Origin of the sequence: Eubacterium sp. AF15-50, assembly GCF_934835595.1 — a bacterium.
Lineage (GTDB): Bacteria > Bacillota > Clostridia > Lachnospirales > Lachnospiraceae > Eubacterium_G > Eubacterium_G segne.
Window position 1 is genome coordinate 1 of record NZ_CAKVZL010000010.1, and the last position, 17,446, is coordinate 17,446.

The 17,446-nt window shown below is 35.8% G+C and carries 16 protein-coding genes; 3 read left to right on the top strand and 13 right to left on the bottom strand.

Features of this window, described 5'->3' with window-relative positions:
* The 4 genes from Q5O73_RS02315 to tgt form a co-directional block, all read right to left on the bottom strand.
* Positions 1-381: dihydroxy-acid dehydratase (locus tag Q5O73_RS02315; RefSeq protein WP_302668964.1), on the bottom strand; the 381-nt coding region annotated here is incomplete at its 3' end.
* Positions 382-398: 17 nt separating this feature from the next.
* A complete protein-coding gene (gene leuB, locus Q5O73_RS02320; RefSeq protein ID WP_302668965.1) occupies positions 399-1,481 on the bottom strand; it encodes a 3-isopropylmalate dehydrogenase in 1,083 nt (360 codons plus the stop codon).
* A gap of 309 nt (positions 1,482-1,790) precedes the next feature.
* Positions 1,791-2,099: a preprotein translocase subunit YajC gene (yajC, locus tag Q5O73_RS02325; protein ID WP_021952892.1), complete on the bottom strand. Its 309-nt coding sequence runs from the start codon at positions 2,097-2,099 to the stop codon at positions 1,791-1,793.
* 12 nt (positions 2,100-2,111) lie between these two features.
* Positions 2,112-3,248, bottom strand: coding sequence for a tRNA guanosine(34) transglycosylase Tgt (tgt, locus tag Q5O73_RS02330; RefSeq protein WP_118588537.1), 1,137 nt, complete (start codon positions 3,246-3,248; stop codon positions 2,112-2,114).
* Positions 3,249-3,433: 185 nt separating this feature from the next.
* Between tgt and aroC the strand changes: the two genes are divergently transcribed.
* Entirely contained in the window at positions 3,434-4,531 is a 1,098-nt protein-coding gene (gene aroC / locus Q5O73_RS02335; protein ID WP_021952890.1) for a chorismate synthase, read from the top strand.
* Between the two features lie 32 nt (positions 4,532-4,563).
* On the opposite strand, the gene Q5O73_RS02340 is transcribed toward aroC, so the two are convergent.
* The gene (locus Q5O73_RS02340) at positions 4,564-4,965 is read right to left on the bottom strand and encodes a hypothetical protein (protein WP_021952889.1); all 402 of its coding nucleotides are present in this window, start codon (positions 4,963-4,965) and stop codon (positions 4,564-4,566) included.
* A gap of 29 nt (positions 4,966-4,994) precedes the next feature.
* On the bottom strand, positions 4,995-6,236 hold the full coding sequence (gene glyA / locus Q5O73_RS02345) for a serine hydroxymethyltransferase (RefSeq protein WP_302628797.1): 1,242 nt from the start codon (positions 6,234-6,236) through the stop codon (positions 4,995-4,997).
* Between the two features lie 159 nt (positions 6,237-6,395).
* Between glyA and Q5O73_RS02350 the strand changes: the two genes are divergently transcribed.
* Positions 6,396-7,151: a hypothetical protein gene (locus tag Q5O73_RS02350; RefSeq protein WP_302628796.1), complete on the top strand. Its 756-nt coding sequence runs from the start codon at positions 6,396-6,398 to the stop codon at positions 7,149-7,151.
* Between the two features lie 183 nt (positions 7,152-7,334).
* Complete coding sequence (locus Q5O73_RS10595) at positions 7,335-7,619, top strand: glycosyl hydrolase family 28-related protein (RefSeq protein WP_368076729.1); 285 nt, start codon at positions 7,335-7,337, stop codon at positions 7,617-7,619.
* Here Q5O73_RS10595 and aspS read toward each other — a convergent pair.
* From aspS to recJ, 7 genes are all read right to left on the bottom strand, one after another.
* Positions 7,609-9,390 (bottom strand): aspartate--tRNA ligase, encoded by a 1,782-nt coding sequence (gene aspS, locus Q5O73_RS02355; RefSeq protein WP_186840244.1) that lies wholly within the window; start codon positions 9,388-9,390, stop codon positions 7,609-7,611. The two genes, Q5O73_RS10595 and aspS, sit on opposite strands and share 11 nt — an antisense overlap.
* A gap of 18 nt (positions 9,391-9,408) precedes the next feature.
* Positions 9,409-10,668, bottom strand: coding sequence for a histidine--tRNA ligase (gene hisS / locus Q5O73_RS02360; protein ID WP_021952883.1), 1,260 nt, complete (start codon positions 10,666-10,668; stop codon positions 9,409-9,411).
* A 48-nt stretch (positions 10,669-10,716) separates the two neighbouring features.
* Positions 10,717-12,156 carry a coproporphyrinogen dehydrogenase HemZ gene (hemZ, locus tag Q5O73_RS02365; RefSeq protein WP_021952882.1) on the bottom strand — a complete coding sequence of 480 codons (1,440 nt, stop codon included), beginning with the start codon at positions 12,154-12,156 and terminating at the stop codon, positions 10,717-10,719.
* Positions 12,156-12,776 carry an MBL fold metallo-hydrolase gene (locus Q5O73_RS02370; protein WP_021952881.1) on the bottom strand — a complete coding sequence of 207 codons (621 nt, stop codon included), beginning with the start codon at positions 12,774-12,776 and terminating at the stop codon, positions 12,156-12,158. Before Q5O73_RS02370 ends, hemZ begins: the two co-directional genes overlap by 1 nt.
* Before the next feature lie 21 nt (positions 12,777-12,797).
* A complete protein-coding gene (locus Q5O73_RS02375; protein WP_021952880.1) occupies positions 12,798-15,062 on the bottom strand; it encodes a bifunctional (p)ppGpp synthetase/guanosine-3',5'-bis(diphosphate) 3'-pyrophosphohydrolase in 2,265 nt (754 codons plus the stop codon).
* Position 15,063: 1 nt separating this feature from the next.
* The gene (locus tag Q5O73_RS02380) at positions 15,064-15,588 is read right to left on the bottom strand and encodes an adenine phosphoribosyltransferase (RefSeq protein ID WP_021952879.1); all 525 of its coding nucleotides are present in this window, start codon (positions 15,586-15,588) and stop codon (positions 15,064-15,066) included.
* Between the two features lie 71 nt (positions 15,589-15,659).
* Positions 15,660-17,414 (bottom strand): single-stranded-DNA-specific exonuclease RecJ, encoded by a 1,755-nt coding sequence (gene recJ, locus Q5O73_RS02385; protein WP_186840248.1) that lies wholly within the window; start codon positions 17,412-17,414, stop codon positions 15,660-15,662.
* Between the last annotated feature and the right edge of the window lie 32 nt (positions 17,415-17,446).

Consider the following 17,446-nt stretch of genomic DNA (forward strand, 5'->3'; position numbering starts at 1 on the left):
GAGCATACCAGGAACGATTTTATCGCAGTTTGGAATAAGTACCAAACCATCAAAAGCATGAGCTGTTGCTACAGCTTCGATAGAATCAGCAATTAATTCACGGCTAGCCAAGGAGAATTTCATACCAGGGTGTCCCATAGCAATACCATCGCAAACAGCAATAGCCGGGAACATAATTGGAGTACCACCTGCCATGGCAACTCCCATTTTAACTGCCTGTGCTATTTTGTCCAGATTCATATGTCCCGGAACAATTTCATTATATGAACAAACAATACCAACCAAAGGTCTTGAAAGCTCTTCCTCTGTCATACCGAGAGCATTAAACAATGACCTATGTGGTGCCTGCTGTATTCCTTTTTTTACTGAATCACTCTTCATAATAAACCTCCTGAAATTTATATTCTCTTTATGATTTCATTGCCCATTTCCTTACATCCTACCAGTGTCATGCCATCTGACATAATATCAATTGTTCTGATATTATCTTCAAGAACCTTTTCCACTGCCTTTTCCACTGCATCAGCTTCCTCATCCAAATCAAAAGAATATCTAAGCATCATAGCTGCTGAAAGAACTGTAGCTATAGGATTTGCCTTATTCTGTCCTGCTATATCCGGTGCTGCTCCATGACTTGGTTCGTAAAGTCCGAACTTATCCTCTCTAAGACTTGCTGATGATAACATTCCTATGGAACCTGTTATCATACTTGCCTCATCTGATAAAATGTCACCAAACATATTTTCAGTAACTACCACATCAAACTGTGCCGGATTTTTTACCAGCTGCATTGCACAGTTATCTACCAACATATGGGTAAGAGTAACTTCAGGATAATCCTTTGCCACTTCGTTTACAATTTTGTCCCACAATCTTGAACTGTCCAATACATTAGATTTATCAACGCTTATGACATTCTTTCTTCTCTTCATTGCAATGTCAAAAGCTTTTTTAGCAATTCTTCTTATTTCATTTTCGTTATATGTCAAAGTATCTGTTGCCGTAAGAACCCCATCAACTTCCTCTGTTTTTCTTTCGCCAAAATAAAGTCCGCCTGTAAGCTCTCTTACAATAATCATATCAAAGCCTGCATCTGCCACTTCTTCCTTTAACGGACATGCACCCTTCAATTCTTTGTAAAGATAAGCCGGTCTTAAATTAGCAAAAAGATTCAAACCTTTTCTAATTGCAAGAAGTCCTGCCTCCGGTCTTAAATTAGGTGGTAGTTCATACCAACTGTACTTACCGACGACTCCACCCACGGCACCTAACAATACCGCATCACTTTTCTTTGCTGTCTCAAGTGCATCCTCTGTAAGAGGGACACCATATTTGTCTATAGATATGCCACCCATATCAACTTCCGTGTATCGGAAACTATGTCCAAACTTTTCCCCGACAGCATTAAGAACCTTCTGTGCTTCTGTAACAATTTCCGGTCCGATTCCATCTCCTGGAATTACTGCAACATTAAAATTCATTATGCTTCCTCTTTTCCTTATAGTTTCTAGTGGATATAATTAATTTCTATGTATAATCACTGTATTTAATTTCTAATTATAAAAATCCACATTAACTCATAAATTATAACCCAAATAAACTCATTTTTCAACACATATATCTTAATCAGTTTTATTGATTATTTTTACTGTGAAAAAATCGTATATTTTAGTTAAGTTTTGCCGTAAATATATAACTATAAAAAGAAGGAACATCTGAAACCCTGATTCCAGATATTCCTTCCAATATCAAATCTAAAAACCTAGATTATAACCCGCATGTTTAAAATATTATGCTTCTGCTTTTTCCACGTCAACTATTGCTGCCTTCTGCATTGGTATTCTGCAGTTTTTGTTTCCACCAAACTCAACAATAACTGTTTCTTCCTGAACATCAATAATCATTCCGTAGAATCCGCTTGTGGTTAAAACACTATCACCGATTTCAACACTATCCATTAAAGCTTTCTGCTTTTTTTCCTGTTTCTTCTGTGGTCTGATAGCGATAAAATACATAAATCCAATAATAATTACAACATATGCAATCATTATAAGTATTCCCTGACTTGAGCCTGAACCTGCTGCTACTAAAACTGGCATAAAACCTACCTCCTAATTCTTGTCGTTTTCTTTAAAACCTTCCAGTTTATTATTTTTATACTCACTGTATCTTCCGGCTTTTATAGCCTCTCTGATTTCCTCCATCATTGTATTATAAAAATATAAATTATGCAATACACACAAACGCATTCCCAACATTTCTTTAGCTTTAAGTAAATGTCTGATATATGCTCTTGTATGATATTTACATGCCGGACACTGACATCCTTCCTCTATCGGTCTGTCATCAGTCTCATACTTTGCATTAAACAAATTGAGCTTTCCTGCATTAGTATAAACATGACCATGTCTTCCGTTTCTTGAAGGATATACACAATCGAAAAAGTCAACTCCCCTCTCAACTGCCTCTAATATATTAGCCGGTGTTCCTACACCCATAAGATAAACCGGCTTGTCTCCCGGAAGATATGGAACTACCTTTTCAATAATACGGTACATTTCCGCGTGACTTTCCCCAACTGCCAGACCGCCTATGGCATAACCATCTAAATCAATATCAGAGATGGCTTTTGCATGCTCAATACGGACATCATCATATATCCCCCCTTGGTTGATTCCAAAAAGCATCTGATTTTTGTTTATTGTATCCTCAAGACCGTTTAAACGATTCATTTCCTTTCTGCATCTTTTAAGCCATCTTGCGGTTCGTGCAACTGAATTTTCAATATAGTCTCTTGAAGCCACACTGGAAGGACATTCATCAAATGCCATGGCTATGGTTGATGCAAGATTTGACTGAATCTGCATACTTTCTTCCGGACCCATAAAAATCTTTCTTCCATCTACATGAGAGTTAAAATAAACTCCTTCTTCTTTTATTTTTCTAAGACCAGCCAGAGAAAAAACCTGAAATCCACCTGAGTCTGTAAGTATGGGCTTATCCCAATTCATAAACCTGTGTAAGCCCCCAAGCTGCTTAACTATCTTATCTCCCGGTCTTACATGAAGGTGATAAGTGTTAGATAATTCCACCTGTGTCTTTATTTCCTTTAAATCTTCTGCAGCTACTGCACCTTTTATGGCTCCTGCCGTACCTACGTTCATAAATACAGGAGTTTCAATAGTGCCATGCACCGTTTCAAACCTACCGTACTTTGCTGCCCCATCTTTTGCTAGAACTTTAAACATATTATACCTGCTTTATTATATTATACTCAAAAATGCGTACATTTATATTTTATAACATTATTTTGATATATTTTCAATATGTAAACAAACCCAAAATGTATTTTCCGGTCAAACATTAAGTTGACACCTGTTTGAGGATATTGTTATACTGTTATAGGCGATTTTACGGAAAGGAGACTTGCTATATGGCTGGTTCAACATACGGAAATATTTTCAAAATTACAACATGGGGTGAATCCCACGGCAAGGCATTAGGTGTTGTTGTAGATGGATGCCCTGCGGGACTTGAATTAAACGAAGATGACATACAGAAGTTTTTAAATAGAAGAAAACCCGGTCAGTCAAAATATACAACCCAGCGAAAAGAAGATGATAAGGTTGAAATACTTTCAGGTGTATTTGAAGGAAAAACAACCGGTACACCTATTTCAATGATTGTAAAAAATAAAGACCATCATTCTGCGGATTATAGTGATATTGCTTCATATTACAGACCGGGACATGCAGATTATACATTTGATGCAAAGTACGGATTTAGGGATTATCGTGGTGGTGGACGTTCCTCCGGCCGCGAAACCATCGGACGTGTTGCTGCCGGTGCCATTGCCTCAAAAATTCTTGAGAAGCTTGGCATTGAGATGCTTACATATTCTAAGAGTATTGGCAATGTTGAAATAGATTACAAAAAATTTAACAAAGATGAAATTGAGAAAAATCCTGTTTATATGCCTGATTCAGATGCTGCAAAAGCAGCTGAAAAAATTTTGGGCGAAAAAATGGCTGAAATGGATTCATGTGGTGGAATAATTGAATGTATTGTAAACAATATGCCAGCGGGAATTGGCGAACCTGTATTTGACAAGCTTGATGCTAATATTTCCAAAGCCATTATGTCCATCGGTGCCATTAAAGGCATTGAAATAGGTGACGGTTTTGAAGTTGCCAAAATGTCAGGCTCAACGGATAATGATGGATTCAGCATTGAAAACGGTGTTATTTCCAAGACATCTAATCATGCCGGTGGAATTTTAGGTGGAATGAGTGATGGCTCTTCTATTGTGGTACGTGCAGCAGTTAAACCTACACCATCTATCGCAAGAACGCAACAAACCATTAATAAATCCGGTGAAAACATTGATATTAACATAAAAGGCCGTCATGACCCGATTATTGTTCCCCGTGCAGTGGTTGTGGTGGAATCAATGGTTGCCGTTACTCTTGTAGATATGCTTTTTACGGGAATGACTTCTAAGTTAGATAAAATAATAGATTTTTACAAATAAAAACTATTTATACTAGAAATCCTTAGCAAAACCTAATCTTTGCTAAGGATTTTTTCATATATCAGCCCCATTACAAACCATAACGGAGCATAGTCTAACCGAACAACTCCTTTTATATTATATTTCGCACTACTATAATCCCACGGACAATTGTTACTTTTCTTTAACAGGCTTCCTGACACAAATTCCACCAGAAATATTCCTGCTGTATAAACTGCTCCCCTTTCCACCATTGGTTTATTATAAGCTTTAAGTTTTTTACTAATTGGCTTAATCACTGATGCCATACCATATATTGGAAACATCCATATGGATGTCTTTCCTATAAGCTTATAATTTTTTTCTTTAAAACAAGAGGCTGATGTAAAGAGTACCTCAATACACCAGCCTGTTATTCCACATTTTATAAAATCTCTGTTAATTACACTCTTCATATGTGTAATTATTTCCAAAAATATGAATCTTATTCATATAACGGATGCTTGTCTGTTAATGTCTTAACCTTTGCCTTAACCTTTTCGCAATTACCTGTTAAATCACTTGCAATATCAGCCATACATTCTGCAATAACATCCATATCCTCTGTATTTAAACCTCTTGTAGTTACAGCAGGTGTTCCAATTCTGACACCACTGGTAATACCCGGCTTCTGAGGGTCATTCGGAATGGCATTTTTGTTACATGTAATGTTTGCGGCATCAAGAGCTATTTCAAATTCTTTACCTGTAATATTCTTGCTTCTTAAGTCAACTAACATTAAGTGGTTATCGGTACCACCTGATACAAGGTCAAAACCTCTGTCAGTAAGACCTTTTGCCAATGCCTGGGCATTATCTACAATATTCTTTGCATATACCTTAAATTCAGGAGATAATGCTTCCTTAAGGCAAACTGCCTTTGCAGCTATAACATGCATCAAAGGTCCACCCTGAATACCAGGGAATACTGCTTTGTTTAATTTATGTTCTAAAGCAAACTCTTCACTTGAGAGAATAAGTCCGCCTCTAGGTCCTCTTAATGTCTTATGGGTAGTTGTTGTAGTAACATGCGCATAAGGAATAGGGCTCATATGCTGACCACCTGCCACAAGACCTGCAATGTGTGCCATATCTACCATTAAATATGCTCCCACTTCATCTGCAATCTCTCTGAATTTCTTGAAATCTATCTTTCTTGGATAAGCACTTGCACCTGCCACAATAAGCTTTGGCTTAGCCTCAAGTGCTATTCTTCTTACTTCGTCGTAATCTATAAATCCATTCTCATCTACGCCGTATGATACTACGTCAAAATATGTTCCTGACATATTTACAGGTGAACCATGGGTAAGGTGTCCGCCGGCATCAAGACTCATACCCATAACCCTTTCTCCCGGTTTTACCAATGCGAAAAATACAGCCATATTTGCCTGTGCACCTGAATGAGGCTGAACATTGGCGTATGTACATCCAAATAATTTCTTAGCTCTTTCTCTTGCCAATTCTTCCACTACATCAACGTATTCACATCCGCCGTAATATCTCTTTCCCGGATATCCTTCTGCATATTTGTTTGTAAGGTGGCTTCCCATAGCTGCCATTACACCTTTGCTTACAAGATTTTCAGAAGCAATAAGTTCAAGATGTGAACGCTGTCTTCCAAGTTCATCTTCCATTGCTTTAGCAACTTCTGCATCTGCATTTTTAATTTCATCAAATGAAAACATAATAAAACCTCCATATATTTATAATCAAACGACACTTAAGCCGATTTTTTCCCTTATTACTTTACCATAACCTTCTATATTTTTAAACTAATTTTTTAATTTTGTTCTATTTTAACCCGAAAAATAATATTTATTAAGGTAAAACTAAAGGAGGATACTATGTACAAAATTCTTGCATTTGACAACGGTCAGCCGGCTATACTTTACCACAACGGACATAACGTATATATGTATACGGCAATTAGAGGACATATCCACCCTGAGGGGATTATTTTTAATGACGTAAAAGATGACTTTAGAATTTATGATGGTAATAAAAAATACGCCTTCTATATATCCACCGACAATAAAATAAAAACTGCAACCTTGTCGGGGAATCGTTTTATGGAGTTTTTATCCATTCCTTTAGAAGACAGCAAAAACGGGCGTACTATTGTAAATGTTTCACCTATAATGTGCGAAAATGAACTTTACATATTTTATTGTACTCACAATAACCATAGCAATTTCTGTGATGTTTATTATCTGCTTTGCTCTGCACCAAACCATACATGTCTCATTAAGCGTAACATTAAAAATTATAATGACTTCGATGTGGTAAGCTCTAACAGGAAAACCTATATCATTTTGCAAAATGACTGCTACTACTTAAGTAAAAACGGAACCATTACAACAATTACAAAAAACGGACCTGACAATGTGAATTTAGCTGCTAACGAAACCATTGAACAATTAAAAGATTCATTATCAGAAAAAAGCAGTGAACTAATTAAATGTCAAAAGAAGATTTATGAAAAAAACATGGAAATATCTAATCTTAAATTTACAAAAAAACAGCTTTCCAGACAGTGTGAACAACTAAGCAATTATGTTGGAAAGCTTCAGGATGAATTAAGGAGAATAAAATTTATGTAAATCACACAAAAAAACTTTAGGCATTTGTATTTTAACATTGTAACTTTTACAAAACTTTTTATAATCATATTGCTGTGTTGTATAATGTGATGTTTTTTTCATTATACAGCAGTATTTTATTATATTTTATGAGGGGGGGATGCAATGAAGTCAACATTCAAAGCACTATTTCTCTCGCTTACAATGGCATTGTTTGTCCTGCCTGCAGTAAGCGACGGCGTTACTGATAACACTAATATTTTCCAGAAATTACTTAATAGGCTTGGCGATTTAGGCGGAGGTACCTTATATGTACCAACCGGAAAGTACGTTATAAAGGGAAATCTTACTATTCCAAAGGGTGTAAACTTTACTATGTATTACCATTTCTATGTTCTGCAAAAAAGCATACACCGCCCCGGAATGTACAAATTCCAAGACAATGTATGCTTTTATAATTTATTATATATATATATATTTATTTTTTAATAATTGCAATGTCCAGTTCTTCTAACTGTTTGTCGTCAACTTCCCCCGGTGCGGCAGTCATAAGACATGATGCATCCTTTACCTTAGGGAATGCAATTACCTCACGGATATTATCCTCACCTGACATATGCATAACCAATCTGTCAAGTCCGTATGCAAGTCCTGCGTGTGGAGGAACGCCATACTTGAAAGCATCTAATAAGAAACCAAACTGTTCATGGGCAGCCTCAGGTGTGAAACCTAATGCTTCAAACATCTTTTCCTGAATGTCAGCCTGATGTATTCTCACACTTCCGCCACCTATTTCTGAACCATTTAATACAATATCATATGCTTTAGCACGGACTTTTCCTAATTCGTTGCTGTCAATATACTTAATATCTTCTTCCATAGGCATTGTAAACGGATGATGCATTGCTAAAAATCTGTTTTGCTCATCAGACCACTCAAACTGTGGAAATTCAACAACCCATAAGAAGTTAAATTTGTTCTTATCTATAAGTTCTAACTGTTCACCTAACTCTAATCTAAGTGCTCCTAAAACATTCCATACAACCTTATTTTTATCAGCGGCAAATAACAGCAGATCACCTCTTTCACCATCCATGGCTTTAACAAGATTGTCTAACTCTTCTTCTGTCATAAACTTTGCAAAGGATGACTTATAAGTGCCATCTTCATTAATGCAAAGATATGCCAAACCTTTAGCACCATTTCCTTTTGCCATATCAACAAGCTTGTCTATTTTCTTTCTAGGCATTGCTCCCTGACCTTTAACATTTAAACCTCTAACCGTACCACCGTTTTCTATAGCTCCGGTAAATACTCCAAAACCACAATCTTTTACTACGTCAGTAACGTTTACGATTTCCATTCCAAAACGTGTATCAGGTTTATCTGAACCATATCTGTCCATTGCCTCCTGCCATGTCATTCTTGGAATAGGAAGCTGAACGTCAACGTCAAGTATTTCCTTAAACAAAGCCTGCAACAATCTTTCGTTTACATCAATAACATCGTCAATATCCACAAATGAAAGTTCCATGTCAACCTGTGTAAACTCCGGCTGTCTGTCTGCTCTTAAATCCTCATCTCTGTAGCATCTTGCAATCTGAATATATCTGTCAAATCCTGAACACATTAAAAGCTGTTTATACAGCTGTGGAGACTGTGGCAATGCATAAAATGCTCCGGGATGAATACGGCTTGGGACAAGATAATCTCTTGCGCCTTCCGGTGTACTCTTACATAATGTAGGTGTCTCAATTTCAATAAAGCCTTCATTTGCCATAAATTTTCTTATACATGTAGTTACATCACTTCTTAGCTTAAGATTTCTCTGTAAATGAGGCTTTCTTAAATCCAAATATCTGTATTTAAGTCTTAATTCCTCTCTTGTATTTGAATCCTCTTCTACCGGGAATGGAGGTGTATCTGCCTCAGATAAAATACGCAATGTGTCAACTGTAACTTCAATGTCACCTGTAGCCATTGTCTGATTTATTGCGCCATCACGCTTTCTAACTGTGCCTTCTGCCGCAATAACATATTCACTTCTTAGTTCTTTTGCCTTTTCAAAAACTTCACCGTCATTTTCGTTAAAAACTAACTGTAACAAACCTGAGCGGTCTCTTAAATCTATAAATATAAGACTGCCTAAATTTCTTCTCTTCTGAACCCAGCCCATAACAGTTACTTTTTCACCAATATTTTGGTTGCTGACTTCTGTACATCTGTGACTTCTGTGAAGTCCCTGCATTGATTCTGCCATATTGTATACTCCTCCTCACTATTTAAGTGGATTTTTATAAAATTCTTTAAATTCATTATATCCCTGAGCCATAAGCTGCTCTTTCTGGAACTTTTTATTCTTGTTCATTCTTGTTACGAGAACCTGCTTACCACTCTTTCTTTCTTCCTGGGCATTAGCAATAACATCACAAAGTGCATCGCCGCTTACGCCTTTTTCTATAAGATAAACAACCTTATCATAGTCTTCCGGAATCTTAAATCCCTGTTCCATAAGTAATAAAACAATTCTTTCAAACCCAATTGAAAAACCGCATGCCGGAACATCGTGACCTGTAAATTTACCAACCATCTTGTCATAGCGTCCGCCACCTCCACAGCTTCCTCCAAACTCGGGAATGGCAATTTCAAAAATTGTTCCTGTATAATAGGACATTCCACGTACCAAAGTAGGATCAAACACAATCTCAAAATCAGAAGACTTTGTTGCTCTTACACTTTCAATAATTTCATTCATCCATTCTTTTACGTCATCTCCCATATAATCTCCCAGTTTTTCTGCAAGATAAGCTATAGGGTCTTTTTGTCCTTCGAGTTCCTTAAATAAATCTGTATATTTTTCTACAGCCTCCGGTGAAAATTCATATTTAATTAATTCTTCTTTTACACCTTCAAGACCGATTTTGTCCATTTTATCAAGAATAATGAATACGCTGTCATAAGATTCCTCCGGGAAACCACTATACGCAGCCATAGCCTTTAATATTCTTCTTTCATTTATTCTGATTTGGAAATTTTTAAATCCCAACTTTCCAAGAGTTGTTGTTGTTGCAAGAATAAGTTCTATTTCAGCCAGATTGCTTGGATCACCTAATATATCAATATCGCACTGCATAAACTGACGATATCTTCCCCTTTGAGGTCTGTCTGCTCTCCAGACATTTCCCATTTGAAGTGCCTTAAAGGGTGATGGCAAATCATTAGCATTTTTTGAATAATATCTTACAAGAGGTACTGTTAAATCATATCTTAATCCATTATCAACTAAATCCATCTCTTCCTTAGCTGTTTCAAGATTTAATTTTTCTCCTCTTTTTAAAATCTTAAATATAAGTTTCTCGTTTTCACCACCCTGCTTGCTTGTGAGATTTGAAATATTCTCAACACAAGGTGTTTCAATTTGTGTAAAACCAAAAGCTTTATATGTATCCTTAATTACATTCTGTACATAATTTCTAATTTTCATTTCTTCAGGAAGAATATCTTTCATTCCTGTAACGGGTTTCTTACTTAAAGCCATTTTACCACTCCTTTTAATGTTTTTTCCAACCATACAATTTTACTATTATTAATCCAATTTAACAACCTTTTTTCTTTCAATCATTTCATCAATTCTATCTATATATAAATCTACATTTTTCAATGTATCAATTCTTTTTCCTTCTTTTCTGTCTTTAGACAGCAATTTAGTTACCGCTCCTGCACCGGCAGCCCACACATTCTGATAATCACCCATCATTAAAATGTTGTAAATTCCTTCCTTTCCAACCTTAGAATAACCTACATTTTCCTGATTACCAACCATATTTTTCTGTCTGTACATATAATATGGAACCATTTCCATTTTTCCGGCATATTCTTCCGTTATTTTCATTAACCTGCTACTGTTTTCCATGGTCATGTCGGAATATCTGTCCTTTTCCACATTAAGTCTTGAAGCCCTTTTTAAAGCAAGAGAATGAACTGTAATTCCGTCAGGATTTAGTTTAAGAGCTTCTTCCATGGAGTATTTTACCATTTGGGCGTTTTCTCCCGGCAGTCCCACAATAAAATCCATATTGATGTTATCCATACCGCATTTTCTTGCAATGGCAAATGCTTCTTTTACCTGAGAAACAGTATGCTTTCTACCTATAATTTCCAATGTTTTCTCATTCATGGTTTGAGGGTTTATGGATATTCTGTTTACTCCATGCTTTTTTAGAACCATTATCTTATCTTCAGTTATACTGTCAGGTCTTCCTGCCTCCACTGTAAATTCAACTACCGTGGAAAAATCAAAATTATCCTTCAAGGCATTTATAAGCCTGTCTAACTGATTTGGTTCAAGGGTAGTGGGAGTTCCTCCACCGATATATACCGTATTTAGTTCCCTGTTTTTTAGCTTTATTCCAAGATATTTAATTTCCTTTATAACTGCATCTAAGTATAAATCAACTTTTTTTCTGTATTTTTCTATTGGAAATGAGGTAAATGAGCAATACAAACAGGTTGTAGGACAAAAGGGTATCCCTACATACAAACTAAATCCATGTTTATAATTTATTTTTGACAAAATCTGTCGCTCTCTGTCAGCTATATCTATTGCCAGATTTAACTTCTCATCAGATATCAAATATGTTTCTTTCATATAAGACATAATTTCTTTCCGGCTAATGTCTTCTTCCAGCATCATCTCCGGAATCTTAGATGGCCTTATCCCTGTAAGTGTTCCCCAGGGAAGTTTCTCTTTCGTATCTGCACTTAACAGCTTATATAACAATTTCTTTAATATATTCTTAGTTTCTATTCTGTCTGAAAAATCACAAAACATTTCACCTTCTACAGGCTCTTTTTCCTTACTCCACACCGAAATACATATCTTGTTTTTTTCATATTTTACAGATATTTTCCGGTATGAATTTTCAACCCTGTCATTAATTTTAAAGGGATGACCAGTATAAAATGCCTGTACAAGTGATTGTACGTCATATTCAAACTGTGCCGGTTCTATTTGTATATCAATCATTAATAGTACACCTTTTCGCTGTCAATATTTGTTATGTTCATATGTCCCGGATATACCTCTGTCTCTCCCGGTAAAACCAGAAGTTTGTTTTTAATGGACTTAATTATATCAGATTCACTTCCTCCCGGGAAATCCGTTCTTCCTCTGCTTGCCTGAAACAAGGTATCTCCGCTAAATAAAACCTGCTCCTCTTCAATATAAAAGCATCCGCTTCCCGGAGTATGCCCAGGAGTAAGAATATATTGTATATCAAATCCCGCTACCTGAAAGTTTTCACCATCTTCTAAAAACTTATCTCCATTAACTTTTACAGGTTCTCCAAACATAGACGACAGATTCATTCTGCTGTCTGTAAGGACTTTTTCCTCTTTTGCCCCTACAATCACAGGAATATTATATCTTTCCTTCAGCTGATTTACGGCTCCGATATGATCAAAGTGTCCATGGGTAAGCAATATTGCCTTTGGAATCATTTCCAGTCTGCTTACATTAACTGATATTTTCAGTTCGTCATCTCCCGGATCCACAATAAATCCCTCTTTTGTATCCTTATTCATACAAATATAGCAATTTGTGTAGCACTCGCTTACAGTAACACTTCTAATCATTATCTTAGCCATATCAAATCTCCTAATCTTTTATTAACTGCTTGTTCTTTCAATGTCAATTATACTGTCAATGGTTCTTATTTTTGCAATAAGACTATTTAATTCATCTGTACCCTGAATGGCAAAAGTCATTGAAATAGTGGCAATGTCGGACTTACTTGTTCTACTGTTAATACTGTTTACGTCAATATTTCTCTCTGTAAATATCTTTGACAGGTCAGTAAGTATTCCCACACGGTTATGGGCATATATAACGATTTCCGTCATATACTTTCCATCCTGCTCTGATTCGTCAGCAGCCCAGCTTGCCTCTATAAGCCTTCCTCGCTCAATATCCGGAAGATTTATAATATTTACACAATCGGTTCTGTGTATAGAAACACCTCTTCCTCTGGTGACAAATCCCACAATTTCATCTCCCGGAACCGGACTACAGCATTTTGAAAATCTTACAGCCACATCATTCATTCCCTCAACAATAATGCCGCTTTTTGATGAATTATGTTTCGTTCCCTGCTTGTTTCCATTAGCTTCATTTAAAACATCTTCATCTGTAATTTCAATTTTATGGTCTTTATTGTATTCGTCTAAAAGCTTGTTTACAATCTGACCTTCCTTTAATCCTCCATGACCTATAGATGCCACTAGTGAATCCCACTCCTTGTAGCTATACTTAAGCCTTACCTTATCCATATATTCAGGCTTAAATATTTCTGACATTACTATGCCTTTAGACTTACAATACTTTTCTATAAGTTCACGACCTTTAACAATATTTTCCTCTTTATTTTGCTGTTTAAACCACTGGTTTATTTTGTTCTTTGCCTGAGTGCTTTTAACAATTTTTAACCAGTCCATACTAGGGCCCGTGGAATTATTAGAGGTTACAACTTCTACACGGTCACCGTTTTGTATTTTATAATCAATGTTTACCATTTTTCCGTTAACACGGGCACCTACCATCTTGTTTCCTACGGCACTATGAATACTGTAGGCAAAATCAATTGGCGTAGAGCCGTTTGGAAGATTTTTAACATCTCCATTAGGTGTAAAACAGTAAACTCTCTCTGAGAACATATTAAGGTCATCTTTAAGTAAATTTAAAAATTCCTTGTTATCTGACAAATCTCTCTGCCATTCAAGAATCTGCCTTAACCAGCTAATCTTCTGTTCCTCATTATCTCCCTCACCTGTGATATTTTCTTTATATTTCCAGTGAGCAGCGATACCATATTCAGCGGTTTTATGCATTTCGTATGTTCTAATCTGAATTTCAAAAGGCTGTCCGTTAGGTCCGATAAGGGTAGTATGTAAGGACTGATACATATTCTGCTTTGGCATGGCAATATAGTCCTTAAATCTTCCCGGAACCGGTGTATATTTCTCATGAATAATACCTAATGCACCATAACATTCCATAACGCTGTCTACAATAATTCTAACAGCAAATACATCGTATATCTGGTCTAATGTTTTATGCTGCATTGTCATTTTCTTGTAAATACTGAAATAATGCTTAACACGTCCGTCAATAGTAGCCTTAATTCCTGCTTTTTCTATATATCCTGCAACTTCAGCAATGAGATTACTCATAAATTCTTCTCTATGCTCAAGTCTTTCATGGACACCTTCAACTAATTCCTTATATTTTTCAGGTTCAAGATATCTTAAGGCAAGGTCATCTAATTCTATTTTAATTTTAGAAATACCAAGTCTATCTGCGATTGGAGCATAAATATCCATTGTCTCCCTTGATTTTTCTTTTTGCTTTTCCGGTGTCATATATTGCAAGGTACGCATATTGTGAAGCCGATCAGCTAATTTTATTAAAATAACTCTGATATCCTTTGCCATGGCAAGAAACATTTTCCTTAAGTTTTCAGCCTGTTCCTCTACCTTGTCAGTATCATAATCCAATCTGGTAAGTTTGGTTACTCCATCTACTAAATCTGTTACTTCCTCACCAAATTCCTTTATCATTATTTCCCTTGTGGCAGATGTATCTTCCATAACATCATGTAAAAGACCTGCCATTATGGATTCCTTGTCCAATTCCAGGTCTGCCAAAATAAGGGCAGTATGAAGAGGATGTATGATATAAGGCTCTCCGGATTTACGTTTCTGGTCACCGTGGAAATTTTTGGCAAAATTATACGCCTTCTCTATCATATGCAACTCATCTGCCGACGGATGATAATGTTTAATTTTGTCTATAAGTCTCCCGTATAATTCCTCAGGGGTTGCCTGTTCTTCTTCTTTTGGAATTACACCGTGATTTTCGATTTTTACATTGTTCATATTATTTCCCTTCATATGCTACAACTGAATCTACTCTATATCCTTCTAATTTCTCTCTACCTTTTAATCCTGCTAATTCCATAAGGAATACGCAACCAACTACAACTCCACCAAGTCTTTCTACTAAATCAATAGCTGCTTTTACTGTTCCGCCTGTGGCAATCAAATCATCAGTTATAACAACTCTCTGTCCCGGTTTAATGGCATCTACGTGAATTTCAATTTCAGCTGTACCATATTCCAAATTATATTCTTCTGAAATAGTTTCACAAGGCAGTTTACCTTTCTTTCTAACCAAAACAAAGCCTTTATTTAAAGCATACGCAATAGGTGTACCCAAAGCAAAGCCTCTGGCCTCTAAACCTACAACCACATCAAAATCCAGATCTTTTACCTTATCTATCATGGAATCAATAGCTATCTTAAGCCCGTTAGGATCCTTCATTACTGTTGTAACGTCTCTGAAAATAATACCCGGTTCCGGAAAATCAGGTATGCTTCTAATGTACTTTTCTACCTCATGCATTTTATCTTCTCCTTCTTGCTATATAATTATTTATTTTATAGTTGTCATAATTATATATTACCACAACCCTTTTAACAAAATCTATCTATTATTATTTGTAAATTTATCCTTCCGTTATACTCATTTATTTCCGGATAGTATGTTGCCATAATTTCCAAATTATTCTTTTGACCCTGAAGGGCCTTATTTACCTCTTCCTCACCGAATTTTTCAGACAAAAATGCCATAAAATCAACGGCACTGTTAAACTTAACTGCAGTCATTCTGTAATGATTTTGATTTTCTACAACCATTTTTATTACATTCCCTGATTTTCCCAGTATTTGCAAACTGATAATCTTTAGATTTTTTTCTGCAAAAACCGGCTTTTCATTGCCTTTTCCATAGGGCTTAATAACCTCTAACTGATTTACGAAATCCATTGTAATATATTCCAAAGGCAGGGCAATGTCAATCCACACCTTTAAATATAAATCTTCTTCCGTTAAATTACAATTTTCATTTAACATTTTTCTAAATAAATCTATATTTTTTTCTTCTAAAGATATTCCCGCTGCCATTTTATGACCACCAAACTTCGTCAGCAAACTTTTTACCTTTGTAAGTTCTGAATACATATCGTATTCCTCAATAGAACGACCTGATCCTTTAACTCCCTGTTCAGCATCTGTTAGGACAAACGTAGGCTTATTATACTTTTCTCTTACCCTTCCTGCAATAATTCCTGCAATGCTTTCATGACAGTCTTTAAGGTATAAAACCAATACTTTGTCATCCATATCCTGTGCCATTTCAATTGCTGTCATGGCTCCTTCATTAGTCATATCCTTACGTTCAGCATTTAATTCCACCAGTTCTTTTGCCAAAACTTCCGCCTTTTGAGTATCTATGCAATCTAATAACTCCGTGGCACGTTTTGCCGTGTCTAATCTTCCACTGGCATTTAGGCAAGGGCCTATAACAAAACCAAACTGATAAGATGAAAGATTATTTTTATCTAACTTACAGGCATTTATTAAAGCATTTATACCAATATCATTACAGTCTTTTAGTTTTTTAATGCCCTGTTTTACTATAATTCTGTTTTCTCCCTTTAAATCCACTACGTCACATACAGTTGCAATAGCAGCGTAAGGAAGTAACTTATATAATTCGTTTTTGCCTATGCCTTCTGTTTCAAACAATGCCGATATAAGCTGATATGCAACCATTGCTCCACACAGTTCTTTAAATGGATAGGGGCAGTCTGCCTGTTTGTGATTTACCACTGCATCTGCATTAGGAACAATATATTCTCTTTTTCCATCAGTTTCTTCAAAAGGTACCTCGTGATGGTCAGTAATAATAATATTCATTCCAAGAGATTTGGCATATTCCACCTGATTATAAGCCGAAATACCGTTATCACATGTTAAAATAGTATCAATACCGCTATCATAGGCATTTTTAATTAGTTTTTCATTTATACCATAGCCATCTTCTATTCTGCGGGGAACTACAAGGTCTATATTTGCCCCTAGCTTTTTTAATGACCTAAGTAAAATATATCCGGAAGTTATTCCATCCACATCATAATCGCATATTATTCTTATTTTACTTTCATGACTGATTTTTATTCTTAGTATATCAACAGCCTTATCCATATCTTTAAAAAGCCATGGAGAACTTATTTTTTCCAAATCGTCATTTAAATAATTATAGATGTCCTCGTCACATATTACATCTCTGTTTCTAATTATCCTTGCAATTACCGGACTGATATGAAATTTTTCAGAAATATGATTAAAATCTGCCCTTTTTGTCTGTAAAAACCATTTCTCTTTCATAATAATTATGCCTTGTTCCTAAATAGTATTTT

What these genes read in the sequence shown, in the direction of transcription:
- hisS (WP_021952883.1), bottom strand. Translation starts at nt 10,668, where the DNA reads ATGGCTTTAAGTAAGAAACCCGTTACAGGAATGAAAGATATTCTTCCT.
- hemZ (WP_021952882.1), bottom strand. Translation starts at nt 12,156, where the DNA reads ATGATTGATATACAAATAGAACCGGCACAGTTTGAATATGACGTACAA.
- recJ (WP_186840248.1), bottom strand. Translation starts at nt 17,414, where the DNA reads ATGAAAGAGAAATGGTTTTTACAGACAAAAAGGGCAGATTTTAATCAT.
- Q5O73_RS02380 (WP_021952879.1), bottom strand. Translation starts at nt 15,588, where the DNA reads ATGCATGAGGTAGAAAAGTACATTAGAAGCATACCTGATTTTCCGGAA.
- glyA (WP_302628797.1), bottom strand. Translation starts at nt 6,236, where the DNA reads ATGTTTTCATTTGATGAAATTAAAAATGCAGATGCAGAAGTTGCTAAA.
- Q5O73_RS02350 (WP_302628796.1), top strand. Translation starts at nt 6,396, where the DNA reads ATGTACAAAATTCTTGCATTTGACAACGGTCAGCCGGCTATACTTTAC.
- Q5O73_RS10595 (WP_368076729.1), top strand. Translation starts at nt 7,335, where the DNA reads ATGGCATTGTTTGTCCTGCCTGCAGTAAGCGACGGCGTTACTGATAAC.
- Q5O73_RS02370 (WP_021952881.1), bottom strand. Translation starts at nt 12,776, where the DNA reads ATGGCTAAGATAATGATTAGAAGTGTTACTGTAAGCGAGTGCTACACA.
- yajC (WP_021952892.1), bottom strand. Translation starts at nt 2,099, where the DNA reads ATGCCAGTTTTAGTAGCAGCAGGTTCAGGCTCAAGTCAGGGAATACTT.
- aspS (WP_186840244.1), bottom strand. Translation starts at nt 9,390, where the DNA reads ATGGCAGAATCAATGCAGGGACTTCACAGAAGTCACAGATGTACAGAA.
- Q5O73_RS02375 (WP_021952880.1), bottom strand. Translation starts at nt 15,062, where the DNA reads ATGAACAATGTAAAAATCGAAAATCACGGTGTAATTCCAAAAGAAGAA.
- leuB (WP_302668965.1), bottom strand. Translation starts at nt 1,481, where the DNA reads ATGAATTTTAATGTTGCAGTAATTCCAGGAGATGGAATCGGACCGGAA.
- aroC (WP_021952890.1), top strand. Translation starts at nt 3,434, where the DNA reads ATGGCTGGTTCAACATACGGAAATATTTTCAAAATTACAACATGGGGT.
- tgt (WP_118588537.1), bottom strand. Translation starts at nt 3,248, where the DNA reads ATGTTTAAAGTTCTAGCAAAAGATGGGGCAGCAAAGTACGGTAGGTTT.
- Q5O73_RS02340 (WP_021952889.1), bottom strand. Translation starts at nt 4,965, where the DNA reads ATGAAGAGTGTAATTAACAGAGATTTTATAAAATGTGGAATAACAGGC.